The following is a 13,004-nucleotide window of genomic DNA, read 5'->3' on the forward strand; positions in this document are numbered from 1 at the left end:
GTTGCCGTCACTGATGAAGAACCGACGACTCACGGGTTCCGTGACAGCTCCGGCAGCTGATTCGCCAGAAAGGCCAGTTTGTCCGGGTTCCGGACGAGCCGGATGCCGGTGATCCCAGCCTCGCCGACCTCCAGCGCACCGAACGAGGTCAGCTCGCCCTCCTCCCAGCCGAGCACCACCGGACCGCCGTTCGCCTCGACGATCTCGATCCGCACCCCGCTCGCCCACCGCGCGAACAGACCCACCAGGAACCGGGCCACCATCTCCCGGCCGACGACCGGCCGCCGCGCCGCACCCACCTTGCCACCGCCGTCCGACCACGCGACCACCTGCTCGGCGAGCAGCGCCTCCAGCTGCGGCATCGCCCCCACCGCCGCCGCCTCCAGGAACCGGGCCAGCAGTTCGCCGCTCAACTCCGTCGAGGAGACGAACCTCGGCCGGTCGTCCGCCAGATGCTGCTTGGCCCTGCGGTACAGCTGCCGCGCGTTCGCCTCCGAGCAGTCGAGCACACCCGCGATGTCCCGATGGCTGTAGTCGAAGGCGTCGCGAAGCACCACAGCCGCCCGCTCCGGCGGCGTCAACCGCTCCATCATCACCAGCACCGCCAGCGACACCGCGTCCCGCTGCTCCGCCGTCTCCATGGGCCCAAGAGCCCCGCCGTCGGTCCGCACCGGCTCCGGCAGCCACGGCCCGACGTACTCCTCGCGCTGGGCCCGCGCCGAGGTCAACCGATTCAGACACAGATTGGTGAGCACCTTGGCCAGCCACGGCCCCGACGCTACGACCTGGCCCGGCTCGGCCCCGTGCCACCGCAGGTACGCATCCTGTACGGCGTCCTCCGCCTCCGACGCCGACCCGAGCATCCGATACGCCAACGAGAACATCCGGGGCCGGTGCGCCTCGAACTCCTGAGCCTTGTCCATGGGGCCACACGCTAAGTGATCGATTCCAAAAGCAGCTGGGTCTCCCGTAGGTGAAACCTCACCCCGCGACGCCGAGTCCACCCTCACCGCGCAGTCACTCGTCGAGTGCGTCCGCTTCGCCATCGCCCAGCCCCGCGACTGCTTCATCAAGGCGTTCCACTTCGAGCAGGTCTGACCGAGACCCCCAGCTCCAGCACACACGCGAACCTGCGGGCCCTGGTCGCTGCGCGTGGGCCGGCCATACCCACAACCGGGATCAGCCGTCTCCCATCCAGCTCCCCCGGCACGGATGTCGCCATGTCCTCAGCCGTCGGGTACTTCGCGAACAACGCCGGCGTCGTCTGGTTGACCCGAAGGTCCGTCGTCTGCGCCGACAGGACGGTGGCCACCACCAGCTCGAACGGCGACTCGAAGTCCAGCTCCGGATGCGCATACGGATACAGCTCCGCGAGTACTCCAGCCGTAGATCGTGATCTTGCTGGTGAGGGGCGCCGCGGAGACGGGTGTGGCCACCGTTGATCAGCTGGACGAGATCGACCGCGTCATCGGCGGTGTCCGGTCCTTCTCCGCCTACTCGAGTCCTCCGAGACGTAGGGCATCCTTGAGCTCGCCGAGCTTCGTGGACGACAGGACTCCCGCCCGCTCGATCAGGTCTTCCTCGGTCAGGGTGACCAGCCACGTGCAAGGGATGAGGCCTGGACGTGGGAGTGCGACTCTCAGGACGCCTTCGAGGGGCAGTCCTTCGGCGGCGCCTACCGCCACCTCGATGCCCACGCCGCTGATCTCGGTGCCGGCGGGAGCGACGACCTGCATCGCCCGGAACCCGGACGCCTCTTCTCCCGACAGCAGTACGACCGGCCGCCGCTCGTCGAAATCTACCCACCAGACTTCGCCACGTTCCATATGTCCTCCTGCTGGTGTGGGGCCGGTGGGGGAGATGGCTGTGGCCACCGCTGATCATCGGTGTGTGAAGACAGAAGATCATGCGGTGGCCGCAGGTCACAGCGTAGACCCTGACCTGAACGTGACGGCTACGACACCTCACCGCGAGCGGAAATAGGATCGCCACGAGTGGAGTTGGTGAGGGAGGTTTGCCGTTTCAGGAGGGGTCATGCGAGCGATTCAGATGTCCGAAGTGGGTGGTCCCGAGGTGCTGCGACTGGTCGATATCGATCAACCGACGCCGGGCCCGGGCCAAGCGGTCGTGGAGGTCGCCGCATCCGGGGTCAACTTCCTCGACGTCTACCACCGCGAAGGCCGGTACACCCTCCCGCTGCCCTTCACCCCGGGCGCTGAGGGCGCCGGCACGGTCGTCGAGGTTGGACCCGGCGTCGCTGACGTCGCAGTCGGGGACCGGGTCGGTTGGGTGGAGATTCCCGGCACATATGCCGAGCGGGCCGTCGTGGACTCCTCCCGGCTGGTGCCGCTGCCCGACGATATCGGCTTCGAGACAGCCGCCGCCGTGCTCCTCCAAGGCATGACCGCGCACTATCTCGTCAAGGACGCCTACCCGGTTCAGGGGGGCGACACGGTGCTCGTGCATGCGGCTGCTGGTGGCATGGGGCTGCTTCTGACCCAGCTCATCACCCATCTCGGCGGCAGGGTGATCGGCACGACGTCGACCACGGCGAAGGCCGAGCTGGCGAAGCGTGCGGGGGCCGCTGAGGTGATCCTCTCCTCCGCAGTCGACGATCTCGCAGTCGAGGTGAGGCGGCTCAACGGCGGTCAGGGACTGCCGGTTGTCTTCGACGGCGTCGGCGCGCACACCTTCGATGCGAGCCTCGCCAGCCTGCGAACCCGCGGCCATCTCGTGCTCTTCGGCGCGGCAAGTGGTGCCGTGCCGCCGTTTGATCCGATTCGGCTCGCGCACGGCGGTTCGCTGACCCTGATCCGGCCCAGCCTCGGGGACTTCATCGCGGATCGGTCCGAACTGCTCCGACGGGCCGCCGATGTGTTCGAGTGGGTGCGCTCCAAGGCGCTTGAGGTCACCGTAACGGGTCGCTATGCATTGTCCGAGGCCGCCCAGGCCCACAGTGATCTGGAGGCTCGGCGTACCACCGGCAAGCTGCTCGTCGTACCCGATGCGGCTGGGCCGGCCGCTGTTGGACGCCGCGAGGAGGCGCAGAGCTGATCGCGGGTGACGAGGTCGGGGATCTTGGAGACTGAGATGTCGAGGGCATGGCCGACCGTCATCGCCAAGATCCCCGACAGCGTCGGGCACTCAGCAGGCCAAGATCAAGTTCTGGCGGGTTTGCGTGGTGCCCGACGAGGTGACAGGCGGCAAGTCCATCGTCATCCGGCTGCCCCTGCCGCCGGTCTCGATCTGACAACCCCTCAGCGTAGAGAACTTCGCGTTTCGCCGGCGGCCTCCGGGCCCCTGTCCGCTCGCAGGCGACATCGTAGGCCTGCATGACCTCCTCGCGCGAGCGCACGGTCTCGTCGGTGTAGTGCGACAGCGTACCCAGGTGTAGCAGCGCGATCGGCTTGGTCCAGTCCAGCTCCGCCCTCACTGCACCGTGTGCCAGCAGCTTCAACGGGTCGAAGATGTCCTCGCAGACGACGGAGGTCCTCAGGCTCCCCTCCAGTAGCGCCTCGCCGTGGGCCACCGTGCCCGGGTCGTTGTCCGCGTAGACGACCCGCGAATCCCGCCTGATCCGCTGCACCGCGTGGTGGGTGGTCTCCGCAGTCACCAAACCCCCTGAGCCGCAGTCCAGGTACTGCTCGATCACACGCTGGCGAGTATGTCGAGCCTTGAGGGTTGGCGGTCGTCGTGTTCGAGTTGAAGGTCCCGTCGGCGCGGGATCCCCGCGGGCGCACGGGTGTTGGGGCAGCCGGTGGCGGCGGCGAGGGCTCTGGTGCGTATGCCTTCACGGTAGCCCTTGACCGTCCGGTGCAGTGGAAGGTCCAGTGTGAGCTGCAGCGAAGGAGCGCCCTCGGTCGGCGACCTGCGGCGGGCGTTCGCTGGGTGGGACACCAACGCTGACCCGGAGCGGCGGACCGCGTCGTCCGGTCCGGCTGCTTGGCAGTCCATGGGTGTCACCGCTGCCGCTGTACTGGCCGCGAGCGCAGTGTTGTGGTTGGTGTGGCGGCGTCGGCAGGGGGCGTGCTGACCGCCACGTCCCGAGCTTCCACACGTCGCCGTTCCCCCGTGGCCGCGATCCGCGTGGCAACAGACGCTCTGTCGAGGAGGATAGGCCCGTGCAGATCCGGATCGATGCCTTTGACCTGCCGGGCCGCACCTGTGGTGGCGGCCCGGACTTCCCCGGTTACACGAACATCCATGTCGCGGTCCAACGCCGGGACCGGCGCGAGGAACTGCTCGATCCGCAGCCGGGCGACGCCGCCTCCGCGACCTGGACGCTGGACTGCACCGCCACCCCGACCCTGGCGGGTGTCGATCTCAAGGGTCCCTATGTCCAGGGTCGTCCTGGCGGCCGGTTCATCTATCTCTCGTGGGGCACGGTGGACGACGCCGGCACCTTCACGCTGTTCCGACGCGCGAAGCTCATGCTCGATGCCGTCGATCCGGCCACTGCCGTCGCCGCGACGCGCCTTGGACGGCTCGTCGGACGCCTGCGCCTCACCGACGCCAAGGGACATCCACTCTGTGCCGCCGTTCGGCCGCCGCTCATCGAATGGTCCGCCGAGGCCGCAGAGTAGGGGAGGACGGAGGCCGGGCCTGTCCAGTAGTGCGTGGACGCGGTGTCAGAGCACCTTCGGGCTGCGGCGTTCGAGGAGGACGACGTCGCGCCAGATGCCGTGGTGCTTCCCGATCCGCTCGCGGGTTCCGATCCGCCGGAACCCGGCGCGCTCGTGCAGGGCCAGGCTCGCGCTGTTCTCGGGGAAGATCCCGGACTGGACCGTCCAGATGCCGGCGGCCTCGGTGGAGGCGATCAGTGCGTCCAGGAGGGCGGCGCCGACTCCGCGGCCGCGCGCGTCGGGGTGGACGTAGACGGAGTGCTCGACGACGCCGGCATACGCGCACCGGTCCGAGACGGCGGCGGCCGCGGTCCAGCCCAGCGCCTGCCCGGTCCGGTCGATGGCGACGTGCCGGTGCTCGGGGAGCTTGGAGGTGTCGAACGCCTCCCAGGACGGGGCGGTGGTCTCGAACGTCGCGTTGCCGTCGTCGATGCCGAGCTGGTAGATCGCCAGGACCTCGTCGGCGTGCTCGGGCAGCATGGCGACGATCTGCACGGCGGCCCCGATGGTCACGCCCGGACCTCCTCGATGCCGAGCTCGGCGAGCAGGCCGCGGATGCGGGCCTGGATCTCGTTGCGGATCGGCCGGACGGCCTCGACGCCCTGGCCTGCCGGGTCTTCGAGCTGCCAGTCGAGATAGCGCTTGCCGGGGAAGTACGGGCAGGCGTCGCCGCAGCCCATGGTGATCACCACGTCGGATGCCTGGACGGCCTCGGTGGTCAGCACCTTGGGCGTCTCGGCGGCGATGTCGATGCCGACCTCGTGCATCGCCTCGACGACGGCGGGGTTGACGGCGTCGGCGGGGGCGGAGCCGGCCGAGCGGACCTGCACCCGGTCGCCGCCGAGGTGGGTGAGGAAGGCGGCGGCCATCTGGGAGCGGCCGGCGTTGTGAACGCAGACGAACAGCACGGACGGGACGGCGGTGGGAGTGCTCACGAGGGTTCCTTGATCAGGGGCAGGGCAGGGCAGGGCAGGGCAGGGCAGGCGGGGCGGTCAGCGGGAGGCGGGGGCTGCGAGCCGGTGGTCGCCATGGGGGAGGATGGCGTCCTCGTCCGCGCGGGACGGACGGGACGGGCCGGACGGGCGTCCGAAGCACACCGCGACCAGAACCATGCCGAGGGCGGCACCGACCAGCTGGGCGGCGATGAACGCCGCCACGGAGGCGGGGGCGATCCCGGCAAAGGTGTCGGTGAAGGCCCGGCCGATCGTCACCGCCGGGTTGGCGAAGCTGGTGGAGGACGTGAACCAGTACGCCGCCCCGATGTAGGACGCGACGGCGACGGGCGCGAAGTGCGCGCGGCCGGTCCGGGTCAGACCGAAGATCAGCAGGATCAGGCCGGCGGTCGCCACCACCTCGCCCAGCCACAGGTGAGGGGCCGAGCGATCGTGGACGGACCAGCGCACCAGCGGCTCGGCGAACATCGCGTCCGCCAGGATCGCCCCGCCGATTGCTCCGGTGATCTGGGCCGGGACATAGGCCGCGACCTCGCGCAGTGTCGGGCCCTCGCCGGTCCGGCGGCCGTTCCACCAGGCCGCCAGCGTCACGGTCGGGTTGAAGTGGGCGCCGGAAATCGGCCCGAGCAGGGCGATCAGCACGCCGAGGCCGAAGACGGTGGCGAGCGAGTTGGCCAGCAGCTGCACGCCGACGTCATGGCTGAGCTCGGTGGCCTGGATGCCGGAGCCGACCACGATCGCGACGAGCCCGGCCGTCCCGACGAACTCGACGGCCGTCCGGCGGCCCAGTGGGGCGAGGTCGGTCATCTGGAGCCTCCGGCGGCCGGTGCAGGGGTCTGCAGGAGGGAGGAGAGCTTCGTCAGGGCGGCGGGCAGCACCCAGTAGTAAACCCAGGTCCCGCGCCGTTCGGAGCCGACCAGGCCGGCCTCGCGCAGCACCTTGAGGTGGTGGGAGATCGTCGGCTGGGACACGTCGAACGGCCCGGTCAGGTCGCAGACGCACGCCTCGCCGCCCTCGTGGGAGGCGATCAGCGAGAGCAGCCGCAGCCGCACCGGATCGGACAGGGCCTTGAACATCCTGGCCAGGTCAACGGCGGCTTCCTCACCCAGCGGCTCGCGGACCATCGGCGAACAGCAGGCCGTCTGGTCGATCACCTGAAGTTCCGGATTCGACATGTGTCTATGTTGACAGTCATCTATTCGGGTGGCAACCTCGGCCATATCGACAGTCGTCGATACAGTCTCGGATCGGGGAGTCCGCCATGTCCCGTGTTCAGCTCGCCCTTCGCGTTGCCGACCTCGAAGGCTCGATCGCCTTCTACTCCAAGCTCTTCGGCGCCGAGCCCGCCAAACGCCGCCCCGGCTACGCGAACTTCGCCATCGCCGAGCCCCCGCTCAAGCTCGTCCTCATCGAGGGCCCCGCCGGCGAGGACACCCGCCTGGACCACCTCGGCGTCGAGGTCGCCAGCACTGACCAGGTCACCGCCGCCACCGATCGACTGAAGGAAGCGGGCCTGGCCACGTTCGAGGAGAACGACTCTTCCTGCTGCTATGCGCTCCAGGACAAGGTCTGGGTCCACGGACCGGGCAAGGAGCCCTGGGAGGTCTACGTCGTCAAGGCCGACGCCGACCAGCTCGGCAGGAGCGCCACCCCCACCGGCGACGCCTGTTGCAGCACCAGCTCCCAGGAGTCCGAGCCCGCCCCGGTCGCCGCCGGATGCGCCTGCGGCTGACCCCCGCCCCACCGGGCCACCGCCCGGTCAGGTCACCGGCCAGCCGGCCACCGCGACGGCGGCGCCGAGCACTCCCGCGCCAAGCAGAGCGCTGACCACGCCGCGGTGGGCCGCCGGCAACCAGACGGCCGCCGCGGCCGGCACGCCGAACTGCCACGCGCGCTGCAGGGCCAGCGTGAGGGGGATCGCGGACCCGGCGATCGCCCCGATCACGGCGGGCCCGGCACCGGTCATGAACGCATGGGTTCCGTCAAATCGGCGTCAGGGGAACGGGGTTCGCAGCGCCTCTCGCGTAGTGTTCCGACCGCGGTCAGATGTTTCGTATGTGTGAACTGGGTTCCCACCTCTCGCCGTTGACAAGGGGCTCATCGTGAAGACCTCGCACCCGTGCGCAGCACCGTCCATGCCATCCGTTCAGCCCGTCGGTCCGGTGGCCGCCGAGGCCGCAGACCTGGTGCGACAGCTCGCCGCAGAGGGACTGCTGTCGACCGAGGCCGCGGAGTGCCGGGCCGGGGAGATCGCGGCGGAGCTCGCGGCCACCGGCACTTACCGGCAGAGCGAGCAGGAGCTGCTGGTGGGTACCCGGATCGCCTGGCGCAACAACCCGCAGTGCATCGGCAAGTTCTACTGGAAGGGGCTGGAGGTCCGGGACCGCCGCGAGGTCGGTGTCGGCAGCGGCGATGAGAGTGCGCTGTTCGAGGCGCTCGTCGAGCACCTCCGAACGGCCTGGAACGGCGGGAAGGTCCGCCTGCTGCTGACCGCGCTCGCCCCGGCCGAGCCCGGCATGCCAGGGCCCAGGGTGTGGAACGGCCAGCTCATCCGTTACGCCGGCTACCGGCGGCACGACGGGTCGGTGCTGGGCGACCCCGAGACAGTCGAGTTCACCGAGGCTGTGCTGCGGATGGGATGGCGCGGGCAGGGCACCGAGTACGACGTGCTGCCGCTGGTCGTCCAGTGGCCAGGGCGCGAGCCGAGGTGGTTCGCGCTGCCGCCGGACGCGGTGCCCGAGGTGCCGATCAGTCACCCCGAGTACCCGTGGTTCGCGGACCTCGGCCTGCGCTGGCACGCGTTCCCGACGATTTCCAACCAGATTCTGGAACTGGGTGGCCTGCGCTACACGCTGGCCCCTTTCAGCGCCTGGTACACCTGCACCGAGATCGGTGCCCGGAACCTGTCCGACACCAACCGCTACGACAAGCTCCCCGAGGTCGCCCGCGGCATGGGTCTGGACACCAGCCGCGACCGCACGCTGTGGCGTGACCGCGCACTGCTGGAGCTCACCGCGGCTGTGCTGCACTCCTACGACCAGGCGGGGGTGTCCATCATCGACCACCACTTCGCCACCAGGCAGTTCGTACGGCACGAGGAGCGCGAGCTCAAGCACGGGCGCGGCTGCCCCGCGGACTGGTCCGCCATCGTGCCGGCCACCAGCGGCTCGACGACCCCGGTCTGGCAGCGTCGCTACGAGGCGACCAGGGAGCGGCCCAACTTCTTTCCGCACCAAGTGCCGTGGGTGGGCGGCAGCTCAGTTCAGGGAGCGCTCCGCGACCAGTAGCCGCGGCGGTCCCTCGACCCGCGCGAGCCGCCACAGGCGCGAGTGGGCCCTGCCGTGCGGGTCCGCGTCCAGGATGCTGAGCGCGTCTGCGGAGCGGGTCGATTCGGGCCGCAGGTCGGCGCCGACGCGGTGCGGCAGGGTGGAGCCGACGATCTCCCAGCGGCCGCCGCGGATCCTGCCGACCGACAGCTCGAAGTCCAGTAGCGCGGCGGCCTCGACTCGGCCGGCGCAGCCGAGTACCTGCTCGGCGAGCGGTGTCGAAGGCAATCCCGGTGCGCGGAGCGGGGCTGCCCGGTCCCGGGCATAGCCGAACCAGGAGCCCACCCTGACGAGCTGACCCGTGCAGCCCGCTGCCGGGTCCTCGAGGACTGCGCCTGCCGAGTCGCCCGCAGGCCGGTCGGCGGGTTCCCAGTGTTCCAGGTAGTCCTCGTGCAGGCCGTGCTCGATCAGCACGCCGTTCTCGAAGTGGAGGGTGCCCGCGTCGGGTAGCGGCGCCGGTGGGTGCAGGTCGAGCAGACGGACCCAGCTGAACACGTCACCGTCCTGTTCCAGGACGCCGGCGAACGCCTTCTGCGTGCTGAGCGCCAGGAGCTGCGGGCGGTCCAGCTCGGCCAGACAGCGGCCGCCAACCGCCTCGGCGAGACCCGGCGGTTGGCGCAGATCCGTGAACAGCGCCAGGCCCTGCAACCAGGTCGTGCTGGTGGTGCTGTCCGTCGAGCCGTCCGCCTCGCGGACCAGGGTTCGCAGCCATGCGCCGCGCAGGTCCGCGAGGGCGGGTGGATGACCGTGCATCGGGGGCATCGAGGCTCCAAACCTTGAATTCCGAATGCTACCGCCCTGACCGGCCGTCAAGGTGCGAGTCCCAACGCCGGATGACCACGCCCGTCGAGGCGGCCCGAGCCGGCGGTACCTCGCAGGTTCGAACGTGCGCTGGTGGCTTCCGGGGCGCGCGTGTTCCGACGGTTAGGGTCGCCGTGAACGCACTGACGAGACCTGGGGAGCAGGGTGGCCGAGAGCCCGGAGCCGGCGGACGATCGCCCTGGCGGAGTCCTCACGGAGCACGAGCGGGACCGGTTGACGGTTCCTCAGGGCTTGGCCGCGCTGTCGCTGGACGCGCTCGCCTCGGTCGCCTACGGGCCGGAGGCGATCGTGGTGGTGCTCGCCGTGGCGGGCAGCAGGGGCCTGGAGTTCACCCTGCCGGTCACGCTGGCCATCGTGGTCCTGCTGGCAGCACTCACCTTCTCCTACCGGCAGGTCATCGCGGCCTTCCCGAACGGTGGCGGCGCCTACGCGGTGGCCGGACGCCACCTCGGGCGGCGGGTGAGCCTGGTCGCCGCAGCCTCGCTGATCATCGACTACGTGCTGAACGTGGCCGTCTCGGTCTCCGCCGGCATCGCCGCGCTCACCTCCGCCTTCCCCTCGCTCTACGCCGACCGGGTCTGGCTGTGCGTGCTGGTGCTCGCGCTGATCACCGGGGTCAACCTGTACGGCGTGGCGGAGTCCGCCAAGGTGCTGATCCTTCCTACGGTCGTCTTCATCGTGGCGATCTTCACCGTCATCCTCGTCGGCCTGCTGCGCGCCCATCCCGTCACCGAGCCGACGCATGCGGCGGCCGCCACCGAGAGCGTCGGGCTCCTGCTGCTGCTCAAGGCGTTCGCCTCCGGCTGCTCGGCCCTGACCGGCGTGGAGGCCATTGCCAACGCGGTACCGACCTTCCGCAAGCCGCGGGTGCGGCGCGCCCAGCGCACCGAGGTCGCCCTGGGCGCCCTGCTCGGCTCGATGCTGATCGGGCTGTCGGTCCTGATCGGCCGCTTCCACGTCGCCCCCAACCCCACCAAGACCGTGCTGGCCCAGCTCACCGAAGCCGCGCTCGGCCACAACGCGGGCTTCTACATCGTCCAGTTCACCACCGTGGCACTGCTCGCCCTGGCGGCCAACACCTCCTTCGGCGGCATGCCGGTGCTGACCTCGTTGCTGGCCCGCGACCACCACGTGCCGCACGTGTTCGCGCTGCGCGCGGACCGTCAGGTCTACCGGCACGGCGTCCTGGTGCTGGCCGGGGCCGCACTGGTGCTGCTGGTCGGGGCGCGGGGCGACACCCAGGCCCTGGTACCGGTCTTCGCGATCGGCGTCTTCATCGGCTTCACCATCTCCCAGGTCGGCATGGTCCGGCACTGGCGGATCGAACGCGGACCCGGCTGGCGGGCGCGCGCCCTGCTGAACGGATCCGGCGCGGTGCTGACGGCGGTGGCCACCGTGATCGAGCTGATCGCGAAGTTCGGCAAGGGCGGCTGGCTGGTCTTCCTCGCGATCGCCGTACTGGTCACCCTGTTCGAGTCGATCCACCGCACCTACCTGCGGATCGGCCGCGCCCTGCACATCGGCGAGGTGCCCGCGCCGCCGCAGGAGCGGCGCTCACTGGTCATCGTCCCGGTCGGCGCGGTCAACCTGCTCACCCAGGAGGCGATCGGTGCGGCCCTCTCGCTGAGTGAGGAGGTACGGGCCGTCACCGTCGCCGACCCCGAGGACCACGACGCCCCGAGCGAGGAGCGGATCCGGGAGGCCTGGAACACCTGGAACCCGCACGTCCCGCTGACCGTCCTCACCAGCCGGACCAGATCGCTGACCCGGCCCATCGTCGAATACCTGCGCGCCCTGGAGGCGGCGCCGGAGCACGACCGTCTGGTGGTGCTGATCCCCGAGATGCACCTGCCCCGGCCATGGCAGCGCCTGCTGCAGAACCAGCGCGGCGCGATCCTGGACCGGGCCATCCGCCGCTACACGGGCGCGGTGATCTGCCGACTGCGCTTCCGCATCGACATCCCGCGCTGACCCCGCCCCGGCATGGCCCGGTTCTGAACCTGCGTCAAGGCAGGTCCGAATCGCTTCCGCCCCGTCCAAGGTGCGTGATGCCGTCCGTCGCGGGGTGCTGTCAAGGATTCAGGATTCATCGCGGCCAGCCGGGTGCCGGGTCCGTCGCGAGGAGCGGGCGGAGGGCTCCCAGCAGGGCGCCGACGCAGGTGTCGCGCAGTTCGCCGCGGGTGCAGGTCTGCGTCGTGAGCCAGTCGACGCAGAGCACCTGGACGAACACCAGCCAGCTCTTCAGGACGGCCGACACGGCTGCCCGGATGCCGTCGTCGGCGAGCGGGAGGATGTCGAGGAGCCTGGTCCGCAGGACGTCGAGCTCGTCGGCGATGACGGTCTGGATCACCGGGTCGCCGGCGAGCACGCGGTTCGCCGCGAGGACGGCGTTGCGGTTGGCGATGAAGTAGTCGAGGTGCACGTCGAGACCGGCGGTGAGTTGTTCCAGCAGGTCACCGGCCGGGTCGAGCGGGACCTGTTCCAACAGCCGGTCGGCCGCCTGTTGGTAGACCGCCGCGAAGAGCTCGTGCTTGCCGGGGAAGTGGCGGTACAGCAGCGCGCGGGAGACGCCGGCGCGCTCGGCGACATCCTCCATCAACACGTCGTCGTACGGGTGGGCGGCGAACAGCTGCGCGCCGACGGCGAGGAGCTGGGCGCGGCGCTCGGCGGGGCTGAGTCTTTGGCGGGGAGGCACGGGTGAAGGTTACTTGACACACGTCTACTAGCGGCGTCTAGTAGACGTGTGTCTACTAGTAGCGGTGGGGGTAGGGGCGTGGCCAGGGTTCTCAGGTGGCTCGTACTGGCGATGGGGATCGCGTGCGTGGCGATCGGGCTGTTCCACATGGCACTTGGGAACGACTCGGTCCCGGGTGCGGGCTCGGCCGGTACGACGGTCGACAGTCAGCAGCGGTTCTTCGGTGCGATCTTCGCGGGGTACGGGCTGGCCTGGCTCTGGGTGGCCCGGCAGTCGCCGATCCCGGCGACCGCGGTTCGGTGGCTGGCCGGAGTGTTCCTGCTGGGTGCGGTCGGGCGGCTGCTCTCGCTTGCTGTGTGTGGGTGGCCACAGTGGTTCCAAGTGGTCTTGACGGTCATCGAGTTGGTGATGCCACCGCTGTACTTCTGGCTGGCGGATGCCGAGGAGAAGGCGCTCCGGGTCCCGGCCTGACGGCCTGGTGACGCGCCCGCCTTCCGGCGAGCACTGTGACGAGTGGTTCCCGGCGCCAGTCCTCGACCTTCTTGGTGTGCCGCCGCCCGGCTGCCGGCGGGTACGAACTGGCGGA

The 13,004-nt window shown here is 70.1% G+C and carries 16 protein-coding genes and 2 pseudogenes; 7 read left to right on the top strand and 11 right to left on the bottom strand.

What is annotated here, in order from left to right:
• Positions 1 to 29 precede the first annotated feature (29 nt).
• The gene (locus AC060L_RS14305) at positions 30 to 923 is read right to left on the bottom strand and encodes an RNA polymerase sigma-70 factor (RefSeq protein ID WP_483799086.1); all 894 of its coding nucleotides are present in this window, start codon (positions 921 to 923) and stop codon (positions 30 to 32) included.
• 52 nt (positions 924 to 975) lie between these two features.
• Here AC060L_RS14305 and AC060L_RS14310 point away from each other — a divergent pair.
• Positions 976 to 1,098: pseudogene (locus tag AC060L_RS14310) on the top strand (SDR family NAD(P)-dependent oxidoreductase); the annotation flags it as partial.
• Between the two features lie 94 nt (positions 1,099 to 1,192).
• Here AC060L_RS14310 and AC060L_RS14315 read toward each other — a convergent pair.
• A pseudogene (locus tag AC060L_RS14315) lies at positions 1,193 to 1,378 on the bottom strand (endonuclease III domain-containing protein); the annotation flags it as partial.
• A gap of 115 nt (positions 1,379 to 1,493) precedes the next feature.
• Positions 1,494 to 1,826 (bottom strand): type II toxin-antitoxin system PemK/MazF family toxin, encoded by a 333-nt coding sequence (locus tag AC060L_RS14320; RefSeq protein WP_483799087.1) that lies wholly within the window; start codon positions 1,824 to 1,826, stop codon positions 1,494 to 1,496.
• A gap of 208 nt (positions 1,827 to 2,034) precedes the next feature.
• Here AC060L_RS14320 and AC060L_RS14325 point away from each other — a divergent pair, with 208 nt between their 5' ends.
• Complete coding sequence (locus AC060L_RS14325) at positions 2,035 to 3,054, top strand: quinone oxidoreductase family protein (RefSeq protein ID WP_483799088.1); 1,020 nt, start codon at positions 2,035 to 2,037, stop codon at positions 3,052 to 3,054.
• A 58-nt stretch (positions 3,055 to 3,112) separates the two neighbouring features.
• Here the strand turns inward: AC060L_RS14325 and AC060L_RS14330 are convergent, their stop codons facing one another.
• Positions 3,113 to 3,652, bottom strand: coding sequence for an SAM-dependent methyltransferase (locus AC060L_RS14330; protein WP_483799089.1), 540 nt, complete (start codon positions 3,650 to 3,652; stop codon positions 3,113 to 3,115).
• Between the two features lie 469 nt (positions 3,653 to 4,121).
• Between AC060L_RS14330 and AC060L_RS14335 the strand changes: the two genes are divergently transcribed.
• Positions 4,122 to 4,583 carry a DUF5990 family protein gene (locus AC060L_RS14335; RefSeq protein ID WP_483799090.1) on the top strand — a complete coding sequence of 154 codons (462 nt, stop codon included), beginning with the start codon at positions 4,122 to 4,124 and terminating at the stop codon, positions 4,581 to 4,583.
• Between the two features lie 45 nt (positions 4,584 to 4,628).
• On the opposite strand, the gene AC060L_RS14340 is transcribed toward AC060L_RS14335, so the two are convergent.
• The 4 genes from AC060L_RS14340 to AC060L_RS14355 are packed head-to-tail and all read right to left on the bottom strand — an operon-like array spanning position 4,629 to position 6,699.
• On the bottom strand, positions 4,629 to 5,102 hold the full coding sequence (locus AC060L_RS14340; RefSeq protein WP_483799154.1) for an N-acetyltransferase family protein: 474 nt from the start codon (positions 5,100 to 5,102) through the stop codon (positions 4,629 to 4,631).
• 29 nt (positions 5,103 to 5,131) lie between these two features.
• A complete protein-coding gene (locus tag AC060L_RS14345; RefSeq protein WP_483799091.1) occupies positions 5,132 to 5,557 on the bottom strand; it encodes an arsenate reductase ArsC in 426 nt (141 codons plus the stop codon).
• 57 nt (positions 5,558 to 5,614) lie between these two features.
• A complete protein-coding gene (locus tag AC060L_RS14350; protein ID WP_483799092.1) occupies positions 5,615 to 6,382 on the bottom strand; it encodes an aquaporin in 768 nt (255 codons plus the stop codon).
• Positions 6,379 to 6,699 carry an ArsR/SmtB family transcription factor gene (locus tag AC060L_RS14355; RefSeq protein WP_483799155.1) on the bottom strand — a complete coding sequence of 107 codons (321 nt, stop codon included), beginning with the start codon at positions 6,697 to 6,699 and terminating at the stop codon, positions 6,379 to 6,381. Before AC060L_RS14355 ends, AC060L_RS14350 begins: the two co-directional genes overlap by 4 nt.
• A 137-nt stretch (positions 6,700 to 6,836) precedes the next feature.
• On the opposite strand from AC060L_RS14355, the gene AC060L_RS14360 reads away from it, so the two are divergent.
• Positions 6,837 to 7,307 (top strand): ArsI/CadI family heavy metal resistance metalloenzyme, encoded by a 471-nt coding sequence (locus tag AC060L_RS14360; RefSeq protein WP_483799093.1) that lies wholly within the window; start codon positions 6,837 to 6,839, stop codon positions 7,305 to 7,307.
• Between the two features lie 27 nt (positions 7,308 to 7,334).
• On the opposite strand, the gene AC060L_RS14365 is transcribed toward AC060L_RS14360, so the two are convergent.
• Complete coding sequence (locus AC060L_RS14365) at positions 7,335 to 7,541, bottom strand: hypothetical protein (RefSeq protein ID WP_483799094.1); 207 nt, start codon at positions 7,539 to 7,541, stop codon at positions 7,335 to 7,337.
• Between the two features lie 169 nt (positions 7,542 to 7,710).
• Here AC060L_RS14365 and AC060L_RS14370 point away from each other — a divergent pair, with 169 nt between their 5' ends.
• Complete coding sequence (locus tag AC060L_RS14370; RefSeq protein ID WP_483799095.1) at positions 7,711 to 8,862, top strand: nitric oxide synthase oxygenase; 1,152 nt, start codon at positions 7,711 to 7,713, stop codon at positions 8,860 to 8,862.
• Here the strand turns inward: AC060L_RS14370 and AC060L_RS14375 are convergent.
• A complete protein-coding gene (locus AC060L_RS14375; RefSeq protein WP_483799096.1) occupies positions 8,833 to 9,663 on the bottom strand; it encodes a hypothetical protein in 831 nt (276 codons plus the stop codon). The genes AC060L_RS14370 and AC060L_RS14375 overlap by 30 nt on opposite strands.
• A 204-nt stretch (positions 9,664 to 9,867) precedes the next feature.
• Here AC060L_RS14375 and AC060L_RS14380 point away from each other — a divergent pair, with 204 nt between their 5' ends.
• A complete protein-coding gene (locus AC060L_RS14380; RefSeq protein ID WP_483799097.1) occupies positions 9,868 to 11,694 on the top strand; it encodes an APC family permease in 1,827 nt (608 codons plus the stop codon).
• 115 nt (positions 11,695 to 11,809) lie between these two features.
• Here the strand turns inward: AC060L_RS14380 and AC060L_RS14385 are convergent, their stop codons facing one another.
• Positions 11,810 to 12,418, bottom strand: a complete 609-nt coding sequence (locus tag AC060L_RS14385) for a TetR/AcrR family transcriptional regulator (RefSeq protein ID WP_483799098.1) — start codon at positions 12,416 to 12,418, stop codon at positions 11,810 to 11,812.
• A 78-nt stretch (positions 12,419 to 12,496) separates the two neighbouring features.
• Here AC060L_RS14385 and AC060L_RS14390 point away from each other — a divergent pair, with 78 nt between their 5' ends.
• The gene (locus tag AC060L_RS14390) at positions 12,497 to 12,889 is read left to right on the top strand and encodes a DUF4345 domain-containing protein (RefSeq protein ID WP_483799099.1); all 393 of its coding nucleotides are present in this window, start codon (positions 12,497 to 12,499) and stop codon (positions 12,887 to 12,889) included.
• Positions 12,890 to 13,004: the final 115 nt, after the last annotated feature.

This window comes from Kitasatospora sp. NEAU-69 (assembly GCF_057158765.1).

Excerpts from the sequence above, each read along its gene's own strand:
- AC060L_RS14305 (WP_483799086.1), bottom strand. The coding sequence starts at position 923 with ATGGACAAGGCTCAGGAGTTCGAGGCGCACCGGCCCCGGATGTTCTCG.
- AC060L_RS14320 (WP_483799087.1), bottom strand. The coding sequence starts at position 1,826 with ATGGAACGTGGCGAAGTCTGGTGGGTAGATTTCGACGAGCGGCGGCCG.
- AC060L_RS14325 (WP_483799088.1), top strand. The coding sequence starts at position 2,035 with ATGCGAGCGATTCAGATGTCCGAAGTGGGTGGTCCCGAGGTGCTGCGA.
- AC060L_RS14340 (WP_483799154.1), bottom strand. The coding sequence starts at position 5,102 with ATGCTGCCCGAGCACGCCGACGAGGTCCTGGCGATCTACCAGCTCGGC.
- AC060L_RS14350 (WP_483799092.1), bottom strand. The coding sequence starts at position 6,382 with ATGACCGACCTCGCCCCACTGGGCCGCCGGACGGCCGTCGAGTTCGTC.
- AC060L_RS14355 (WP_483799155.1), bottom strand. The coding sequence starts at position 6,699 with ATGGTCCGCGAGCCGCTGGGTGAGGAAGCCGCCGTTGACCTGGCCAGG.
- AC060L_RS14360 (WP_483799093.1), top strand. The coding sequence starts at position 6,837 with ATGTCCCGTGTTCAGCTCGCCCTTCGCGTTGCCGACCTCGAAGGCTCG.
- AC060L_RS14365 (WP_483799094.1), bottom strand. The coding sequence starts at position 7,541 with ATGACCGGTGCCGGGCCCGCCGTGATCGGGGCGATCGCCGGGTCCGCG.
- AC060L_RS14370 (WP_483799095.1), top strand. The coding sequence starts at position 7,711 with ATGCCATCCGTTCAGCCCGTCGGTCCGGTGGCCGCCGAGGCCGCAGAC.
- AC060L_RS14375 (WP_483799096.1), bottom strand. The coding sequence starts at position 9,663 with ATGCCCCCGATGCACGGTCATCCACCCGCCCTCGCGGACCTGCGCGGC.